General features: G+C 33.3%; 14 protein-coding genes. All 14 read left to right on the top strand.

Going from position 1 to position 20144, the window contains the following annotated elements:
* The first annotated feature begins 8 nt into the window (after positions 1-8).
* Positions 9-734 carry an SGNH/GDSL hydrolase family protein gene (locus NBE98_RS02035; RefSeq protein ID WP_250811928.1) on the top strand — a complete coding sequence of 242 codons (726 nt, stop codon included), beginning with the start codon at positions 9-11 and terminating at the stop codon, positions 732-734.
* 100 nt (positions 735-834) lie between these two features.
* A complete protein-coding gene (locus NBE98_RS02040; RefSeq protein ID WP_250811929.1) occupies positions 835-2235 on the top strand; it encodes an MBL fold metallo-hydrolase in 1401 nt (466 codons plus the stop codon).
* Positions 2236-2448: 213 nt separating this feature from the next.
* A complete protein-coding gene (locus tag NBE98_RS02045) occupies positions 2449-3153 on the top strand; it encodes an ABC transporter ATP-binding protein (protein WP_284703589.1) in 705 nt (234 codons plus the stop codon).
* Positions 3147-6380, top strand: a complete 3234-nt coding sequence (locus tag NBE98_RS02050) for an ABC transporter permease (protein ID WP_250811935.1) — start codon at positions 3147-3149, stop codon at positions 6378-6380. Before NBE98_RS02045 ends, NBE98_RS02050 begins: the two co-directional genes overlap by 7 nt.
* 147 nt (positions 6381-6527) lie before the next feature.
* Positions 6528-7433 (top strand): M15 family metallopeptidase, encoded by a 906-nt coding sequence (locus tag NBE98_RS02055; protein WP_250811937.1) that lies wholly within the window; start codon positions 6528-6530, stop codon positions 7431-7433.
* Between the two features lie 148 nt (positions 7434-7581).
* Positions 7582-8697 carry an amidase domain-containing protein gene (locus NBE98_RS02060; protein ID WP_250811939.1) on the top strand — a complete coding sequence of 372 codons (1116 nt, stop codon included), beginning with the start codon at positions 7582-7584 and terminating at the stop codon, positions 8695-8697.
* A gap of 475 nt (positions 8698-9172) precedes the next feature.
* Entirely contained in the window at positions 9173-10516 is a 1344-nt protein-coding gene (locus tag NBE98_RS02065) for an alanine/glycine:cation symporter family protein (protein WP_250811941.1), read from the top strand.
* A 199-nt stretch (positions 10517-10715) separates the two neighbouring features.
* A complete protein-coding gene (locus NBE98_RS02070; protein WP_250811944.1) occupies positions 10716-13625 on the top strand; it encodes a bifunctional diguanylate cyclase/phosphodiesterase in 2910 nt (969 codons plus the stop codon).
* 338 nt (positions 13626-13963) lie between these two features.
* Positions 13964-14566 carry an NfeD family protein gene (locus NBE98_RS02075; protein WP_250811947.1) on the top strand — a complete coding sequence of 201 codons (603 nt, stop codon included), beginning with the start codon at positions 13964-13966 and terminating at the stop codon, positions 14564-14566.
* Positions 14567-14649: 83 nt separating this feature from the next.
* Positions 14650-16125 carry a flotillin family protein gene (locus NBE98_RS02080; protein ID WP_250811949.1) on the top strand — a complete coding sequence of 492 codons (1476 nt, stop codon included), beginning with the start codon at positions 14650-14652 and terminating at the stop codon, positions 16123-16125.
* Between the two features lie 75 nt (positions 16126-16200).
* Positions 16201-16596, top strand: a complete 396-nt coding sequence (locus NBE98_RS02085; protein ID WP_250811951.1) for a hypothetical protein — start codon at positions 16201-16203, stop codon at positions 16594-16596.
* Positions 16583-17227: a hypothetical protein gene (locus NBE98_RS02090; protein ID WP_250811953.1), complete on the top strand. Its 645-nt coding sequence runs from the start codon at positions 16583-16585 to the stop codon at positions 17225-17227. The genes NBE98_RS02085 and NBE98_RS02090 overlap by 14 nt, the downstream gene beginning before the upstream one ends.
* The gene (locus tag NBE98_RS02095; RefSeq protein WP_250811957.1) at positions 17220-17603 is read left to right on the top strand and encodes a hypothetical protein; all 384 of its coding nucleotides are present in this window, start codon (positions 17220-17222) and stop codon (positions 17601-17603) included. Before NBE98_RS02090 ends, NBE98_RS02095 begins: the two co-directional genes overlap by 8 nt.
* Before the next feature lie 14 nt (positions 17604-17617).
* The gene (locus tag NBE98_RS02100; protein ID WP_250811965.1) at positions 17618-20086 is read left to right on the top strand and encodes a glutathionylspermidine synthase family protein; all 2469 of its coding nucleotides are present in this window, start codon (positions 17618-17620) and stop codon (positions 20084-20086) included.
* The last annotated feature ends 58 nt before the right edge of the window (positions 20087-20144 follow it).

Here is a 20144-nt window from a genome sequence, read left to right on the forward strand (position 1 = left end):
AGGGTATTATGGAATTAAAGGAAAGTTATAACTTAGTTGTTTTTGGTGACTCTATAACAAAGGGAGTTGTTTATGACAGTGAAAAGTCTAGATATTCCAATTTAAAGGATTGCTTTGTTAATTTGGTTGGAAGCAGTATAAAGGGGACTGTATATAATGCAGGAAGGTTTGGAAGCACCATTATAAGAGGTATAAGCAAAATGTATAATGATGTTTTGAAAAAAACTCCTGATATTGTACTTATTGAGTTTGGTGGTAATGATTGTGATTTTGATTGGGATGAAATTGCTCATAAGCCAGATATTGAACATAAGCCTAATACTGATTTGTCAACTTTCCGTGATACATTACTTATCATGATAGATACATTTAGAAAATCTAATATAACTCCAGTGCTTATGACATTGCCCCCATTAGATTATAAAAGATACTTTAAGTGGATTACAAAAGGTGATGAATTGTCTGAGCAGAATGTTTTGAGTTGGTTAGGCTCGGAGATAGAGATATATAATTGGCACAAAGCATACAATGAAATAATTGTTGAAGTATCAAACAGAACAAAAACCCTTATGGTAGATGTGAGGTCAGAGTTTCTTAAATATAGAGATTACAGCAGGTTCTTATGTATAGATGGAATTCATCCTAACAGTGAAGGACATTCTTTGATTGCAAAAGTAATGCTTAATTTTATAGAGAATAACTATAAATTTTTACTTCAGGGAAATAGAATTTAAATTTAGGGAATAATAAAATAAGCAATCTATAAAAGGAACTATAGTGAAGGTCTCAACTAGTTCCTTTTTATTTTATAAAAAGGAGCTGAACTGATAGATTATGGCAGAGATTAATACCAAGATAAGATTTTGGAGTGGACTTAAAACTATTGGTGGGACTATCATTTCAATAGAATATGAAAGCAGCAGGATTATATTTGACTTTGGATTGACTTATAGCCCTGCTGATGAATTTAGTGCGGTTGTTAAAACTAGGCCTCATGCTTTAGTTGAAGATTATATTAATCTTAACAAGATACCTCCTATAGATGGATTGTATTCTAAAAAAGACTTGAGAAACATTGATAATATAATATCGTCAGAAGAAAGTGATAAAGATACTGCGGTATTCATATCTCATCTCCATTTAGATCATATTGGAGCAATGGGGATGATTTCTTCTAATATACCTGTTTACTTAACTGAAGAGTCACTGAAGCTCTATAAGGAGCTTGAAAAAATAGAAGAAGGTGTATCTGGCAAAAGGACTTATAGAACTATAAAATATAATGAAGTCTTAAGTGTTGGAGCTATAAAAGTTACTGCTGTTCAATTGGATCATGATGTTCTTGGTGCCTGTGGTTTTTTTATAGAGACACCTGATGTCAGGATTGTATACTCTGGGGATCTAAGACTTCATGGAAAACATCCGGAATTCACAAGAAACTTTGCTTCAAAAGCTAATAGCTTTAAGCCAAATATACTTATGATGGAAGGAACAATGATAAATGGTGAAAAGGATTCTAAGGATACTAAGCCCTCTGATGAGCTCGAAGGGATAAATACAGAGCATCAGGTTAAGGAAATGTTTATAAATAAATTTGAAAAGGCTAAAGGTTTGGTAATAGTAAATGCTTCTGAACGAAATCTTGAAAGATTTGCTGATATCGTTGAAGCAGCAATGGCAACAGGGAGACAAATTGTGTTAGAGACAGAAACAGCCTATTTATTAGACAAATTAATGAATGTCAGAGATGCACTTATATATAGGTCACAAGAATTAGAATCTACTTTTGAAAAAAATTATAAGCAAGAATGGTTAACAGAGCTATTAGAAAATTGTAGAACAATATCATATGAGCAAGTAAATTTAACTCCATATAATTATGTTGTTCAAAATTCCTTTAAAAACCTAATGGAGCTTTTGGATTTAAATTTAAAAAAAGGCGTTTATATACATTCAAATGCGGTACCTCTTGGAGCTTACGATCCTGACTATGAAAAGCTTCAGGAGTTTGTTAGAAAACTAAAGCTAGATTACGAGTATATAGGAACTCCTGGTCATGCTTTTCACTCACATTTGAAATATATTATAGATACTATCAAACCAGAAATTTTAGTTCCCCTTCATAGCCTTTATCCTGAAAAACTTTACCCCGAAAGCAAGCTTCAGTTTCTCCCAAACTATGGGATAGAATATATATTTAAGGACAAAAAAATGATTAAACTTAAGGTTAAATGATTATAAGTTATTCTAAGGACTATAGCAAAAGACTATAGTCTTTATTTCTGTTATTCAAACTTAGTTAGAAACCTTAATGTGATTATTACGAAGACTCGGTATTTCAGTAAAAATTTTTAACAAAGTATTAAAGTTATGGGGCATATGGAAAACCTATATAAAAAGGAGTAATGTAGATAATATGATATTTTTAGTTATATTGGAGGGTTAGATTTGCAGCATTATATAGAATTAAAGGATGTAAAAAGATATTACCATATGGGAGAAGTAGAAATAAAAGCCTTAGATGGAGTTTCTTTTTCTATAGATAAGGGAGAGTTTGTTGTTGTAGCTGGTCCGAGCGGTGCTGGAAAGAGTACTGTTTTGAATATACTAGGTGGCATGGATTCAGCAAGCGGCGGTCAGATACTTGTAGATGGAAAAGAAGTAAGCAAATACAATCAAAAGCAGCTCACAACCTATAGAAGAGACGATATAGGCTTTGTGTTTCAATTTTATAATCTAGCTCAAAACTTGACTGCTGTCGAAAATGTTGAGCTTGCTACTCAAATTTGCAAAAATCCCCTTGATCCTGAAAAAGTTATAGAGCAAGTTGGGCTTGGAGATAGAAAAAATAATTTTCCTGCACAGCTTTCAGGAGGTGAGCAGCAGAGAGTTGCTATAGCAAGAGCACTTGCAAAAAATCCTAAGCTTCTTTTATGTGATGAGCCTACTGGAGCTTTGGATTATAATACGGGTAAAGCTATACTGAAGCTTCTGCAGGATACCTGTAGAAATATGGGAATGACTGTGGTAATTATAACTCACAACCTTGCTATTGCTCCGATGGCTGATAAAGTTATAAAATTTAAGAATGGAAGGGTTAGCAGCATATCAATCAACGAAAAACCGATGCCTGTGGAAAGGATTGAATGGTAGACATGAAAAATGCTTTAGTTAAGGACACCTTTAGAGAAATAAAAAGAACGCTGAGCAGATTTCTTTCAATATTTGCTATTGTTGCCATAGGAGTAGCTTTTTTTGCAGGAGTTAAGGCTACTGCGCCAGATATGAAAATAACTGGGGACAAGTATTTTGATGATTACAGGCTTATGGATATAAGACTTGTTTCAACCATGGGGTTTGACGATAAAGATATTGAGGCCATAAAAAAAGTAGATAGTATAGAAGGAATGTTACCTAGCTATTCTTTAGATGCATTAGTTAATGTACAAGAAAAGGATATGGTGCTGAAGGTTATGTCCTTGCCTACGGATAAGCTTAATACTGATGATAATTCTTATATTAACAGAGTTAAGCTTACCAAAGGGAGACTTCCTCAAAGTCCTAACGAATGTGTTGCAGAAAAGGGTAAGATGTTTGGCGAGGGTATGGAAATTGGTTCAAAGCTCAGGCTTTCATCAGGCACAGATAAGGATATTAGTGATAATCTTAAAGAGAATGAATTCACTATAGTAGGTATTATTGAAACTCCTTATTATATATCTTTCGATAGAGGCACAAGTTCAATAGGTAGTGGAAAAGTAAATAGTTTTATAATGATACCGGAAGAAAATTTTAAGCTTTCAGTCTATACTGACGTGTTTTTAACCATAAAGGGCGCAAGAGAGCTGATGACTTATAGTGATAAATATGACTATTTGGTAGACCCTGTGACAGAAGCTCTTAAAGCTACAGGAAAGGCTCGAGAACAGCAAAGATACGAGGAAATACTAGCTGAAGCTAATGCAAAAATTGAAGATAGGAAAAAAGAACTTAGAGATGCAGAAGATAAGCAAAGGACGGAGCTTGCAAATGCTTCTGAGAAGCTTGAAGAAGCAAGAAAGCAAATCTCTAAAGGTGAAAGTAAATTAAAGAACGAAGAGAATAAATTTTATAAAACTATCAAAGATGCGGAAGCTAAAATAGCTAACGAATATTTGAAACTGAAAAATGGGGAAAAAGAGTATAGTACTCAGCTTCAGCATTTTAATAGTATAAAATTCCAAGCGGAAAAAGAGTTTACTGAAGCAGAAAAGCAATTAGATCTTGTTCAAGCAGAATTAGATAAGAAAGAAGTTGAGCTAAATAATGCAAGGTTAGCTTTAGCTAATCCTAACTTAACAGTAGAACAAAAATTACAAATAGAAGCAGGAATAAAGCTTGGAGAAAAGCAAGTTGTTGAAGGAAAGGCTAAGTTGGAGGATTCAAAAGCTAAGCTTGGAGAAAAGAAAAAGGAGCTTTATGAGAGTGAGGCTAAGCTTGATAGCAGTAAAGCTGTTATAGACGCCTCAAAAAGTCAGCTTGATAATGAAAGGAAAAAGCTTGAGGAAGGCAAGAAGAAGGCGCAGAGAGATTTTGCGGTGGCTCGTAAGAAAATAGAAGATTCAAAGCTAGAGCTTCAAAAGGGAGAACAGGATTATGAGCAGGGAAAGAAGGAATCTGATGAAAAGATTGCTGAAGGCTATAGCAAGATAGTTCAGGCAGAAGATAAAATAAATGAAATAGAAAAACCTGTTTGGTATGTTCTTGATAGAAGTAAGCATGCAGATTTTGTTGGATATGAGCAGGCTGCAGATAGAATAGATGCAATTGCACAGGTATTTCCGGTGTTTTTCTTCCTAATAGCAGCTCTTGTTTGCTTAACTACAATGGCTAGAATGGTAGATGAACAAAGAATATATATAGGAACATTAAAAGCGCTTGGTTACAGCAAGCTTAAAATAGCATCAAAGTATTTGTTTTATGCTTTATTTGCAAGCTTGGGAGGGAGTTTTTTTGGACTGCTAGTAGGATTTAGAGTGTTTCCGACGGTAATTTATAATGCTTACGGAATAATGTATACAATGCCTCCTGTTATTACAGAATTTAATGTATTTTATGCTGTATTATCTACTGCATTAGCTGTTCTATCAACTGTTGCAGCAGCCTGGTTCGCTTGTAATAAGGAACTTATGGCAGCACCAGCTGTACTTATGAGACCCAAAGCTCCTAAAGCAGGCAAAAGAATTTTATTAGAGAGAATAAAATTTATATGGTCACGATTAAACTTTACTCAGAAGGTTACAGCTAGAAATATATTTAGGTATAAGAAACGTTTTATAATGACTATACTGGGTATTGGTGGCTGTACAGCTCTTTTAATGGCAGGTTTCGGACTAAAGGATTCAATAGTGTCAATAACTTCAAAGCAGTTTGATGAGCTGTATCAATATGATGCAGTAGTAAACTTAAAAGAAATGGAAAGTAATCCTATTGATATAGGAAGTGGGATTAAAGACTATATGCTTGTGAAACAGAGAAGTATAGACATAGGTTATGATAATACTGAAAAAAGTGTAGCATTATTTGTACCTGAAAAAACTAAAAAACTTGATAGCTTTATTACCTTAAGGAATCGCATATCACAAGAGCCACTAAGTTTAACAGAAGAAGGAGTAATAATAACTGAAAAACTTTCTCAGATGTTTAAAGCTGGAATAGGGGATGAAATTTATATTAAGGACGGAGAAACGAAAAGATTAAGTGTGAGAGTAAACGGAATAGCAGAAAATTATGTTTCTCACTACGTCTATATGACGCCAGCTTTATATGAAAAATTATATGGTGAGGCACCTAAGTATCAAGAAGTTTTAATAAAAACAACTGATACAAGTGAAACCTTTGAGGATAAACTTTCCAGGGAAATATTAATAAACGAAGGGGTTTCCTCTGTGAGCTTTACAACAGGAATAAGCAAGGACTTTGAAGAGATGATAGGAAGTCTTGACTATGTTATTTTAGTACTGATTATTTCTGCAGGTGCACTTGCTTTTGTAGTACTTTATAATCTTACAAATGTAAATATAACAGAAAGGCTTCGTGAGATTGCCACAATAAAGGTTCTTGGTTTTTATGATAAAGAGGTTTCAAATTATGTATTTAGAGAAAACATACTTCTTACTATTATAGGAACCATATTCGGGCTTGCATTAGGCATTTTCCTTCATAGATTTATTATTATAACTACAGAAATTGATTATGTTATGTTTGGTAGACAAATTAAATTTTTAAGCTATATTTATTCTGCAGTATTAACAATTTTGTTTTCAGCGCTTGTAAACTTTGTAATGCATTTTAAATTAAAAAAAATAAATATGGTAGAGTCTTTAAAGTCGGTTGATTAAAATACATTTGGAGTCTTGATTATTCAAGGCTCTTTTTGTATTTTAATTTTTTGTACATACATTATGAACTTGGTGGAAGGATAAGAAATGAATAATTTCAAATCAAAACTTAATTAAGAAATTTGTAAAAAAGTCAGGTGAATAAGAGTGAAAAAAAATATTTTTCTGGTATTAGCAGCAATTTTGTTTTTTACACCTAGATATTTAGTGAAAGCAGAAGATGATTATAATACTGTTATGAAACAGGACTTGTTAGCTATAATGATTGCTTATCCAGAACATGTGGCTGGGGTAGAGAAAGCAAGTAACGAAAAAGTTTATTTAGTCATGAAATCAGGTAAAAGGATATTATATGATGACAAAAGAAATAAAAACTTTGAGGAAAAATTAAATAACCCCGACCTTCAGGATATGCTGGAACAAAAGTATCCTTTGGAACCAGTAACAAAGCTTATGGATAAAAATTTTGATCCAGGTCGTGCTAGAGTTTATGAATTAATAAGAGAAGTTTATGGAACTTCAAGACAGCAGGTGGAAAAGAATCTTATGATGGTAAATACAGGCTACGGAGTTTTTCAATTTAACAAGCAAAACAATGCTGCTCAAGAACTTAGGTCAGCTTTTACAGAACTTAGAAGTATGGCTCAGACAAATAAAAAAATAAGTGCTTTTATTGCTCCCTGTAGTGGAACTTATAATTACAGAGTCATAGCAGGAACTGGAAGATTGAGCCCTCATTCCTTTGGAACCGCAATAGACTTATCTAGAGATAAAAGAGATTATTGGAAATGGGCAACTCCGGAAGAAGGAGAAAAGAGATTACTATCTTACTCAAAGGAAGTAGTGGAAGTGTTCGAAAATCATAATTTTGTTTGGGGTGGAAAATGGGGGCATTTTGATATTTTGCATTTTGAGTATAGACCTGAGATAATTCTAAAGGCAAGATATTTCAGAAATAATGTTGAAGTTGATAAACCTTGGTATTATGGAGTAGCAACAGATAATACTGATATACAAAATAAAATTCAGTTAATAGAAAATGCCTTAAGATAGCTGCTAAATATATGCAGCTATTCTTTATGTATTGGGTTTTTGGGCAAAATTCTCAGCTGTGTTTTGTTTCATTATGGGGATAATAAAAACAGAATAATAGTCCTATTGCAAGTGATTTCCAAATTACTAAGAAAAGGAGTCAATGCTTATGAATTTCTATGTAAATAAAAAATTTAAGCCTAAAATAAAAAAAATTCTTAGTTTTGCGTGTATATTCTTTCTTGCACAGTTTTACATACCAGCTAATGTGCATGCAATTGAGCCAGCTGAGAAAGAAGAAGTTACAAAGGCTATAGAGGAAATTTTCATAAATAGGAATCAAGCAATATTAAATGGAGATATGGAATTTATACAATCAATTTATGATATGAACACCAAGTATGGAACTTGGGCTTTTGAATACGAACAGAGAAAAGTTAAATATCTTCATAATTGGGCTGAAAAACAAGGAGTTAGATTTGTTGAAATTAATCCTAAGGTTGTTGTTAGAAGGGTTAAAGGAGGGAATGGAAGTTATTCTGCAAATCTTCTATGCTCAACAGAGTATAAATATGTGTATGAAGGTGACTCTGACACTGTTAACAGTTCTAGAATTGGAACATATCACAACTTGAATTTAGTCAAGAAGGAAGAAGGCTGGATAATAACAAAAGAGTGGTATAAGGATCCATTCGGTGACTCTTTGAATCTTGAGAATATAAAGGCAGATGATATTAGGCAATATATTTTATCTCAGCCTGCAAGGGATCTATCAGGTATTTCTGAAAGAAGAAAAAATGCTGTTGCCTATGCTGATAAATATTGTGGTGCAGCTAGTGAAGAGCAACATGAGTTTAAATACAATAAGAAATACAGAGATTACAATCCTCAAGGCGGAGACTGTGCTAACTTTGCTTCTCAAATATTGTTTGAGGGAGGTAAGTTTAAAAAAACTGGAGGATGGAATTACGATGGTAATGGTGCTACAGGACCATGGCTTAACGCAGATAAATTTAAAAACTATTGGGTAGGTAGTGGCAGAGCATCAGTTATTGCATATGGAAGCTATGAAAAAGTATATAAAGCCTCCTATAAGTTACTTCCGGGCGATTTTGTAGCTTATGAGAATAAGGGAGATATAACTCATATATCTGTAGTAACAGGAGCAGATTCCAAAGGATATTCTTTAGTAAGCTGCCACAATTCTGATAGGCATAGAGTTCCTTGGGATTTAGGATGGAGCAATAGAAAGATAAGGTATTGGCTAGTAAGGGTGCATTACTAAAATATAAGTAGTGGATAAATTTTAAAGAGGTAGAAAATTATTTTAAAAAGGTAGTTAAAACTTTAGCATTTTTAAGTGATATGTGTGATTTTGCAGCAGTTAATGAAACTTAAAGAAAGTATTTTTAAGTTAATTTTCTAGCTCGTTCTTGTATTCAAATATCTAAGCTTTCTAAGGACACTAGAATTTAGATTAAAGCGGTTGCTTTAGTGGATTAGTTAAATATAACAAAACTCCTATGCTTTCAATATGCATGGGAGTTTCCTTTTTAAAAAAGTTCAGTTGCAAAAGTGATAAGTAATTATAAAAAAATTTTAACAAATCATTAAGAAAAGAAAAGTAAAAATGAAGAATGTTAACGTATTCAGAGATAAATTGATAAGATAACATTTTGAATATTTGAAATATTAACTGTAGTTTAGTATAATAAAGTGGGACAAACCTATAAAATATTATCAAAAGGGGATGACATATCATGGATTTATTGTCACTTATTAAGAGTATAAATGGTGTACTCTGGGGGTATGTATTAATATTTTTGCTTTGCGGAACAGGAATATACTATGCAATTATTTTAAGATTTGTTCAATTAAGAAAGTTTACTGATGGGTTTAAAAGAACTTTCGGTGGTATAAGCTTAAAAGGAAGTAAGGCTGGAAGTGATGGAATGTCTTCGTTCCAAGCTCTGGCAACTGCAATAGCTGCACAGGTTGGTACTGGAAATCTTGCGGGGGCAGCCACTGCTATAGTCGCAGGAGGACCTGGAGCAATATTTTGGATGTGGCTGAGTGCATTTTTCGGAATGGGAACTTTATTTTCTGAGGCAATTCTTGCCCAAATATATAAAGAAAAAGTAGATGGAGAGGTAACAGGTGGACCTGCCTATTACATCAGGAAAGGCTTAGGAAACAAATGGCTAGCTGCATTTTTTTCTGTATCTATAATCATAGCCTTGGGTTTCATGGGAAACATGGTTCAATCAAACTCAATAGGAACAGCTTTTCAGCATGCTTTTAATATTCCGCCAATAGTTGTTGGAATTGTGTTAGCTGTAATAGCTGGCTTCATATTCATTGGAGGAATAGGAAGAATAGCATCAGTTACAGAGAAGTTAGTTCCGATAATGGCGTTATTTTACTTAATTGGTGGGGCAATAATTCTTATAACACATGCAGAAAATATTTTACCTGCCTTTAAAATGATTTTTGTTGGTGCTTTTAATCCTAAAGCTGCAACTGGTGGACTTATTGGTGTAGGAATCAAGGAAGCTATGAGATATGGTGTGGCTAGAGGGTTGTTTTCAAATGAAGCAGGTATGGGTTCAACTCCACATGCTCACGCTGTAGCAAAGGTAAATCATCCAGTTGAACAAGGTGTAGTAGGAATAATAAGCGTATTTATAGATACTTTTATAGTTCTTACTATGACTGCATTAGTTATATTAACAACTGGTTCACTAGACGGAAAGCTTACAGGTATAGAGCTTACACAAAAAGCATTCATTAATGGTATGGGGCCTATAGGCAGCGTATTTATAGCAATTTGTTTGTTGTTCTTTGCTTTTTCAACTATAGTAGGATGGTATTTCTTTGGAGAGGCAAATATAAAATATTTATTTGGTAAAAAGGGCTTAACGCCATATAGAATGCTTGTGTTATTTTTTATAGCCTTAGGCACAGCGCTTGAAGTTCCGCTTGTGTGGGAACTCGCAGATTTATTTAATGGGCTTATGGTAATACCAAACCTAATTGCACTTTTAGCACTGTCTAAGGTTGTTATGAAGTCCTTAAAAGAGTATGAGGGTAAGAAAATAAAATAGAAGCAAGTAAGAATAAAGAAATGGTATAAAGATTACTTATGGAGGGTAAGAATGAACTGTAAAATTTCATTCATTTATTTACCCTTCATTTTTTATTCTCTAGTTCCTGTTTACTTGTCCAGTAGGGTGTATTGCAGGATTATATATATTTAGGTAGAATGTTAAATGTAATGCGAATTTTGATTTCTAGGTGAATATAATGAAAAAAACTTTTAACTTTCATAGAAGAATTGATAGAATGAAGAGAAATAAACAGTTATTAAAACAATTTCATAGAAATACTCTTGGGTTTTTACTTTTCCTGTTAGCTGTACTTGTGGCTACAAGAATTTTTAATATAAGTATACGCTTTGTGGTTCATTATTCTAGTAAAGGTTATAGAGACTATGGTATAACAGCTTTATTGCTTTTTATAATCTCTATAGGTTTGCTCGCAATACTTTATGAGCATGTTAGAAGAAAGGCTATTTTGGAAAACTATAAAATAAGTGAACAAAAATATAGTCAGGTTGTAAATAACATTGGTGAGGTTTTATTCCAAGTTGATGTACACGGAAAATGGATATTGCTGAATTCAGCTTGGACTGACATAACAGGTTTTACTTTAGAGGAAAGCTTAGGACAGAATTTTTTAGAATTTATTTATGTCTTAGATAGAAAAGCAATAATAGAGTTATTTGAGACTATAATAAAAGGTGAAAAGGAAGAATGCAGGCATGAGGTAAGATATATAACTAAAGAAGGCGGAACCTGCTGGATGGAGGTTCATTCGAGAGTAAGTTATGATACTAATGGTAATATAGCAGGTACTTCAGGTATATTAAAGGATATAACTCAAAGGAAACTTATTGAGTTTGAATTGGACAAGAAGGATAAGCTATTAAGCGGAATTGCACAATCTGCTAATGTACTGCTTCATACTACCAATTATGAAACTGCGATAAATGAAGCCTTAGAGATTTTAGGAAAAGCTTCAAACGTTGATCTAATTTATGTATTTAAGAATGAAGAAGAACCTGATACTGACGAGAAAACTCTAGATATAAAGGGTTTTTGGAGCAAGAAAAATATAAAGTTTACAGGAGAATATGGAGAATTTACGAAGAGAGCTTGGAAAGAAGCCAAAATTTCGAGATGGTATGAAATTCTTTCAACAGGGGATATATTTAGCGGAATAGTTAGCGAGTTACACAATGATGAACAACCCTACTTTAAAAAGTTGGGCGTTTTATCGATTATACTAATGCCTATATTTATTGATGGAGTATTTTGGGGAATAATTGGTCTTGAAGACCATAGTAATGAGCGTGAATGGACAGAGGTAGAAAAAAATATACTTATGGTGGCAGCCGGGAATATAGGTGGATTATTTAAAAGAATAAAAGCAGAGGAAGACTTGAAAAGAGCTATACAGGATGACTTTAAGCAAATAGTTCAAAATTTACAGAATATAGTTTTTAAGATTATAAGAGTCGGGGATAATAATTTTGGATTTAGTCTTATTGAAGGTAAATATGGGCATAAAATAGGATTGAATACCAATGCAGTACAAGGCAAAAGTTTTAGAGAAATCTTTAATAAAAAGGCTGCAGCTTATTTAAGTGAAAACTGTGAAAAAGCTTTTGAGGGTAATATAACAAATTTGGAACTAACTGTTGCAAGGACAACCTTTTATGTTACTCTTACTCCAATGTATAAGGAAAATGTTGTGATAGAGTTGGTTGGTTCTGCTATAGATGTGACTAAACAGAAGAAAGCTGAGGATAAGATTAGAAGTCTTGCGTATTTTGATTCTCTTACAGGGCTTCCAAACAGATATCTTTTTAATGAAGCACTGACTCAATATATTTCAGGAGACGGCCAAGAAAGAGATCAATTTGCAATTTTGTTCCTTGATTTTGATAGGTTTAAGGTTATAAACGATACTTTAGGACATGCTGTAGGGGATTTGTTGATTAAGAAAATTGCGGAAAGGTTAAAAGATATACCTTGCAAGGATACTTTAATTTCAAGAATGGGTGGAGATGAATTTATAATTCTTCTTTATAATATAAGTGATATTGTCCAAGTAGAGGATTATGCCGAAAAGGTTTTAAACTCCTTTAGCAAGCCTCTTGCTGTTGGAGAACATGAACTTTTTATAACTGCTAGTATAGGAATAAGCGTGTATCCTCAAAATGGAATTGAGAAAGAAGCTCTCGTTAAAAATGCAGATACTGCTATGTATAGGGCTAAAGGTAAAGGTGGAAACAACTATGAGTTCTATGAGACTCAAATGAATGAAAAAGCCTTAGAACGCCTTGAGTTAGAAAATGATTTAAGAAAAGCCATGGATAAGAATGAACTATTCATTGTATATCAACCTAAAGTTGATTTAAATACGGGTAAAATTATCGGTGCAGAAGCATTGGTTAGATGGAGGCATAGCAAAAGAGGAGTTGTTTCTCCTGTCGATTTTATACCTATTGCTGAGGAAACTGGGCTTATACTTCCTATTGGAAACTGGGTGATAAATGAAGCGTGTCGCCAGATTAGGGTTTGGAGGGAAAGTGGTCTTAAGGATATTAGAATTTCTATAAATATATCACCTCAGCAATTTTTAAGAGATAACTTGGTAAAAGCTGTTGAAAATGCTTTGAGTGAAGCCTGTATTGAAGGCAGTTGCATAGAGTTAGAGATAACAGAAAGCTGTTTAATGGAAAACACAGAGAGAAATATGGAAATTGTAAAAAGATTAAAACTTCTAGGAATTGATGTTTCAGTTGATGATTTTGGAAAGGGTTTTTCTTCTTTAAGCTATCTTAAGCAGTTTGATATTGATGTATTAAAAATCGATTCTTCTTTTATTAAAGACATACCTAATGATGCAAATGATATGGCTATCACTACTGCTATAATAAGCATGGCCCATGAATTAAATTTAAAGGTAGTCGCAGAAGGTGTTGAAACTAATGAGCAACTCAGATTCCTTTTGGGAAAAAATTGTGATGAAATGCAGGGATATTATTTTAGTAGGCCAGTAAGCAGTGAAGATTTTGAAAACCTGCTAAAAGAAAAGAAAAGACTTAATAAAAAGAATATATTTGTGGAAAAATATAATGTTGTTTAACTTAAAGGAGCTTATCTAATGGGGAAAGCTCCTTTATTTTTTATAAATATTTTAATTTGTTAGCCTCATAGCAATAATTAAACCTTTAATGAGAAAGGATTAGATAAAGCAGATTAAATCGGGTTTTTAAGTAAATCTTGTCTTTATTCAGAGATATTGACAAAACTTTAACTTGAATAAAATCCAATACATGGTATAATTAATAATATCATATAAAAAGTTATAAATAACTATATAAAACAATATATTATATCATGAAAACTTTTTATATAGAATTTGGAAAACACATAAAAATGATGCACTAAGTATGTTATACTAAAATAGGGAGGTGTTATATTATGGAACAAGTGTATAGTATTGTTTTCTGGGTAGGTGTTATATACACTGTGGTGACTTTTTTAATGGGAGGTCTATTAGGATTAGTGCATCTCGATGGACATGTTGATACACATGTAGACACCCATTTTGATACCCATCTGGATACCCATATAGATGCTCATGTGGATGGCGGTGGTATTTCTCCTACCTTTACAGTTTTTCCTCTAAAACCTATAACCATTGTTTCTTTCTTAACTGTATTTGGCGGTATAGGAATGATTGGGACTCACAATGGTATGAATGTAGTACTTTTATTTGTAATGGCATTAGCATCAGGCTTAATCACAGCTTTTATACTATATAAATTTATAGTTGTACCTCTTTACAAAGCTCAAAACACAAGTGCATTTACACGCAAGAGCCTTATAGGAATGCAAGCTAAGGTTATATCTCCAATACTTGAAGATGGTTTTGGAACTATAGGTTATATAGTAAACGGAAGAAAATTTAATGCACCTGCTCAGCACATTGGAAAGAAAGCAGTAGCGCAGGGAGAAGAAGTTATAATATATGAAATTAAAGACAACACCTTCTTTGTACAACCGCTAAATGAGAAAAACTAAGTAAATATAAAAAAATAAAAGCATAAGAATATGTAAATATAAAAATATTTAAATATAAAAATAAAAAAAGGAGAGATTAAAAAATGTTTGACTTGAATTCATTATTTATTCCGGGGATTATTGTGGGGGTCATTTTATTATTGATCCTAAGTGTGTTCTCAATGTGGAAGAGAGTTCCACAGGACAAAGCTTTAGTTGTTACTGGACTTAGAAAAAGGGTTATCACTGGTGGTGGTGGATTTGTTATTCCACTACTTGAAAGAACAGACAGAATTTCACTTGAAAATATGCAAATTGAAACTAGAATTGATGGCGCATTAACTAGCCAAGGTGTTGGAATAGTTGCAGATGGTGTTGCTATTGTTAAGGTAAAATCAGATACAGAATCAATTTTGTCAGCAGCAGAGCAATTTAATACCTCTAATGGTCTTCAGCATACAATACAAGTTATTGAGCACACTACTAAAAACGTGCTTGAAGGTAAGCTAAGAGAAATTGTTTCAAAGATGACAGTTGAAGAAATATATAAAGATAGAGAAAAATTTGCTTCTCACGTGCAAGAAGTTGCTGCATTAGACCTTGCACAAATGGGACTTGAGCTTAAGGTTTTAACTATAAAAGACATATCAGATAGAAACGGATATTTAGAAGCACTCGGAAAGCCAAGAATTGCAGCAGTTAAGAGAGATGCCTTAATAGCAGAAGCAGAAGCTGCTAAGGAAACTAAGATTAAAACAGCAGAGGCGGTAAGACTTGGAGAGGCTGCTAAGATTTTATCAGAAACTCAAATCGCTGAATCGAACAAGGAAAAAGAATTAAAGGTTCAAGCTTATAGAAAAGATCAGGAAATAGCTAAGGCTACCTCCGACCTTGCTTACGAAATTGAGTCTAATAAGGTTAAAAAAGAAGTTACTGAAACCCAAATGCAGGTTGAAATAACTAGAAAGCAAAGAGAAAAAGAACTTGCAGATGCTGCAGTACAAGTTGAAATCACAAAGAAGGAAAGAGAAATTGAACTTGCTGAAAAAGAAGCGTTAAGAAAAGAAAGAGAACTTGAAGCTACTGTTAAAAAGCAAGCAGAAGCAGACAAGTATAGACAAGTTCAAGTTGCTGACTCAGTTAGATATAAGGAGATTGCTGATGCAGAAGCAAGAGCAAAATCTATTGAATTAGAAGGTAAGGCTAAGGCTGATGCTTTAAGACTTCAAGGTATGGCAGAAGTTGATATTATAAGAGAAAGAGGTAAGGCAGAAGCTGAGGCAATGGCTAAGAAGGCAGAAGCATTTAAGCTGTATAACGATGCTGCTATGACTCAAATGATTATTGAAAAGCTTCCTGAAATAGCTAAGTCTGTTGCAGAGCCACTTTCAAAGACTGAAAAGATTGTTATTGTTGACAGTGGAAATGGTGAAGGCAAAGGTGCTGCAAAGGTTACAGGCTACGTTACTGATATTATGTCACAGCTTCCTGCAACTGTTGAAGCTTTAACTGGTGTTAATATAATGAACCTTTTAAATAATAAGATTGAAAACAAAGAGCCAAAGAAGGAAGAAAAGTAATAGAAGCTAAAAGTGAAAATCACCATGATGAAATATCATGGTGATTTTTGAAACTATGGGTAAGGAGAGTTTGTCATGTGCAATATTTATATTTATTATTCTGTTAAAAGCTATAATAATGAAAATCCTGAGGTAACTTTAAGAGGAGATATTATAAAGGCAACTGGTCACAACTTAGTTATAAAAGATGAAGAAAGCTACGAACATATTATTCCAATGAATAATATAGTAGCAGCTGTTTATGATGGAGGATATACTTCAAGCTATTATACTCTTAAGCCTGTCTATCTCTATTACTCTGAAAAAGCCTATAATAGTTCAAGACCAGAAATTGAATTTAATGGTGAGGTTAAAGCTATAAACGAGCATAATATAATGGTTGCTGGAGAGCAAGGCGTAACTCATATAATTTCAACTTTCCCAATAATATCCTTTGTACATGAGGGTGGAACTCATTATGAGGTTAGATAAGGTTGATTGGTATAAAATCTATAAAAAGTGGACTATGAATTCGGGTGTATTTGAATATCTTTTTAAATCTTCACCATTTGTTACTGCAAAATATATGGAGAACTTTGAGTTGAATTTAAATAAAGATTTTTCTATAAAAGAAGGTTTAAGAGAAGTTCTGAAGAATAATATAAAGGCTGAAAAAATTCTGTTAGTAGATGTAGATGTAAGCCTTGGGGTCAAAATTGCAATAAATCTTAATAATGAGTTTAAAACAGTTCCTATATTAGCTTATAATTTTTTATTCCATCCATACGGAGTAGTTGGAAGCAAGGAACTTATTGAAGATTTGGTAGCAGCTTCAGAGCTGTTAGGTATTGTTGAGCAGCCTAAAGCTTATGCTTTTATTATAGACAGCAGCAGGTATATTGAAGATATAAATTTAGATGACCCAATGGTTTTTAATAATCAGTATGAGATTACAGATGAAGAAATGCCTGATATTAGCACTATAAGGAAATTAAACATTAAAGAAGTCAGTCTTTTATATAAAGGGGCTGTAAAGGAAGATATTGCTTCATATTTAGAGTTTTTAAAAGAAAATGATATTAAGATAAGCGCTATTGATTTGGGGGAATTACTGAATGAGTGATAAGGAAAAAGAAAGCAAAAATAAATCTAAGGCTGTTGCACTTGCCATGGCAGTTTCAATGGTAGTTGCAAATCCTCTTTTTACCACGGGATGTGAAAGAAAAGAGCCCAAAATTGTAGTAGATCAGGAGCAGTTTGAAGAAGAACAGGAGCAGGAACAAGCTGGTGGAGGGGGAAGCAGCAGCTATATATTTACAGGAAGAAGTCATACCTCACCTTTCATATTTCATAGTACTACAACTAATACAACAAGTGGAATAAATGCAGGTGATTCATCTTCCTATGTAGGCTGGAAAAGCTGGACTAAACCATCCTCTTCTACAACCATTAAAAGTGGAAGCTACTCTGGGGTAAGAGCATCAAGCTTTTCAAGCTAGGATTGAGGTTAAGTATGTATGATAAATTATCACACAAGCTTCTATTCGACTACTTTATGATGCACTCCACTAGAAAAGAAGATGTATACTGTACGGTGCCTTTTTATATTTCTAAGGAAGAACATAAACTGTTTAAAGATAGCTCGGAGACATTGAATTCCCTGGTTTTTAGAATTATGTCCAGCATAACTACTAATTTTAAAGACTTTCAGGAGTATATTCCTGACTTTAAATATAGGAATGAAATTCTAAATTTAAAAAGGCCTATGTCACCAGTATTTTGGGTAAGATATGATGGATTTATTAGAGCAAATGGTGGAGTGTTTTACAGTGAGTTTAACTATGATAAACCCTGTGCTGAAAGAGAGATAATAGCCACTGGAGATATGAAGGTTCACAATAATATAAATATTGATTATAAAAATAAGCTTAAGCTAGCATTTAACAGGCTATTGGATAGACAGACCAAAAAAGAAAGTTACAGGATAGCTCTATTATCTGATCCATGTCATTATGAGGAAACGCATCTTATGTTTTTACTTCGTAATGAATTAAGTTTAGAGAATGTAGAGTTTGTGCTTGTTGGGCCTAAGAATCTATATGTACTTGAAGATACAGTTTATGCTTTTAAGAGGCCTGTTGACATTATAATAAGATTATTTCCAACGGAGTTTTCCCATGAAATAAATGATTTTGATAAAATCCTTAAGGCTTTTGAAGAGTATAAGGTTGATATTGTAAATGATCCAAGGGTTATAATAGGACAATGTAAAAGTCTATATACTTATCTTTGGTTGCTTGTAGAAGATAAGGATGAGAGGCTTACTGAAGAAGAAATCAAAGCTGTCAAGGAAGCGCTTCCCCATACCGAAAAATTTGATTCCGATAAATTAGAAAAGGCATTACGGAGCAAAAATAAACTAGTGTTAAAACCTGTTTATGGAAGATACAGTATTGATGTCTTTATTGGAGCGCTGCTAACTGATAAAGAGTGGGGGGAAAGTATAAACTATGTGTTAGAAAGTAAGAAGCCCTTTATACTTCAGGAGTTTTGTGAGATAAGGTCAAGCGATGTCTATTATACCTTGGATGGAAACTTTGTATTTCCAACAAAGGGGTTTGCTAATCTGGGGTGCTTTATGTTGGAGGATAAACTATCGGGCTGTTGTGTAAGATGGAGTACCGATTACCTTACTACAGACGAATACACTTGGATAACTCCTATAGGAGTTAAAAGCGATACAATTCAAATAAATAAGCTTCAATTAGGCGAAAAACATAGGAAATACTTATGGAACAAAATAACTGAGAGAGCTATGTTTGAAGTTGATTTTACTGGAAGATATGCAAGAAGTATTGAATATGTAGCGCTAGATTATGTAACTATAAATAGGGATAAATATCAGGAACTTGTCGGCGCTACAGAGCAGCTTGCTAACATAATGCATAGAACACAAAATATATTATTTGACAACCTTGAGTATTTTTCAGATATTCTTGGCGTAAACGATGTGAAAGAAATTATAAAGCATAGGTATACAGATGAATTTCTTTTTCTAGGTAGAATGGACTGGGCTATGGATTGCTCAGGAAATCTAAAGCTTCTCGAGATAAATTCTGAAACACCAGCAGGTTTAGCAGAGAGCCTGTTTGTTGATAGTATAATTGCTGAAGAGCTTAATATTAGCTTAGAAAGTCCTAATAATACATTTAAAGAAAAAATTGTATCTCAATTTAGCAAGATTATATGTGATTATTCGAAGGTTATAAATATTAAAACCATAGGTTTGTTATCAAGTACCTACTACGAGGATTGGTATACAATAAATTCCCTATACAAAATTTTGAAAGATTTACCTTATGAATTTGTAGTAGGGAGCATCTATGATTGCAAATTAAGCAGCTCAGGAAAATGGACATTATATGGAAAAGAATTAGATGCAGTTTATAGATATTACCCTTTGGATTGGTTTGATAAAGAGGAAATGATGAATAAGAAGGAAGCTTTGAAGGATACACTTTCTATAAACCCTACTCACACAATTATTTCCCAATCGAAGGCCTTTTTTGCTGTAATGTATGAACTGTTAAAGCAAGGTTTTTATGAAGAAGAAGAAAAGGAAGCAATTATAAAATATATTCCTAAAACATCCTTTGACGTGGAGGAACTAGAAACCTATGACTATATGGTTAAACCTATTTTATCTAGAGAAGGTGATGGCATAGCTTTGGCTTGCGAGCTTCAGGAACAACCAGATGAAAATTATATATATCAAGAAAGAGTACAAACCTTGAACCTAGATTATCGTGTGCATTACAACATTGGAGAAAGCATTGAAGCTTTATACCCCATAATAGGTTGTTATGTAACTGGAACAAGCTTTGCAGGAGTTTATACAAGGTTAGGGGAGTTTGTTACGAGAAATGCATGCGTTTACACACCTACATTTGTAAGTAAGGAATACTTGGGGTGTAAGGATTAATAATCCTTGCATGCAAATTAAGAATACCGGGGGCGTAAGAATTAATAATTCTTATGTG

Source organism: Clostridium swellfunianum, assembly GCF_023656515.1.
Classification (GTDB): Bacteria; Bacillota; Clostridia; order Clostridiales; family Clostridiaceae; genus Clostridium_AT; species Clostridium_AT swellfunianum.

What these genes read in the sequence shown, in the direction of transcription:
- NBE98_RS02095 (WP_250811957.1), top strand. Translation starts at nt 17,220, where the DNA reads ATGAGTGATAAGGAAAAAGAAAGCAAAAATAAATCTAAGGCTGTTGCA.
- NBE98_RS02080 (WP_250811949.1), top strand. Translation starts at nt 14,650, where the DNA reads ATGTTTGACTTGAATTCATTATTTATTCCGGGGATTATTGTGGGGGTC.
- NBE98_RS02070 (WP_250811944.1), top strand. Translation starts at nt 10,716, where the DNA reads ATGAAAAAAACTTTTAACTTTCATAGAAGAATTGATAGAATGAAGAGA.
- NBE98_RS02050 (WP_250811935.1), top strand. Translation starts at nt 3,147, where the DNA reads ATGGTAGACATGAAAAATGCTTTAGTTAAGGACACCTTTAGAGAAATA.
- NBE98_RS02035 (WP_250811928.1), top strand. Translation starts at nt 9, where the DNA reads ATGGAATTAAAGGAAAGTTATAACTTAGTTGTTTTTGGTGACTCTATA.
- NBE98_RS02085 (WP_250811951.1), top strand. Translation starts at nt 16,201, where the DNA reads ATGTGCAATATTTATATTTATTATTCTGTTAAAAGCTATAATAATGAA.
- NBE98_RS02040 (WP_250811929.1), top strand. Translation starts at nt 835, where the DNA reads ATGGCAGAGATTAATACCAAGATAAGATTTTGGAGTGGACTTAAAACT.
- NBE98_RS02100 (WP_250811965.1), top strand. Translation starts at nt 17,618, where the DNA reads ATGTATGATAAATTATCACACAAGCTTCTATTCGACTACTTTATGATG.
- NBE98_RS02060 (WP_250811939.1), top strand. Translation starts at nt 7,582, where the DNA reads ATGAATTTCTATGTAAATAAAAAATTTAAGCCTAAAATAAAAAAAATT.
- NBE98_RS02090 (WP_250811953.1), top strand. Translation starts at nt 16,583, where the DNA reads ATGAGGTTAGATAAGGTTGATTGGTATAAAATCTATAAAAAGTGGACT.
- NBE98_RS02065 (WP_250811941.1), top strand. Translation starts at nt 9,173, where the DNA reads ATGGATTTATTGTCACTTATTAAGAGTATAAATGGTGTACTCTGGGGG.
- NBE98_RS02075 (WP_250811947.1), top strand. Translation starts at nt 13,964, where the DNA reads ATGGAACAAGTGTATAGTATTGTTTTCTGGGTAGGTGTTATATACACT.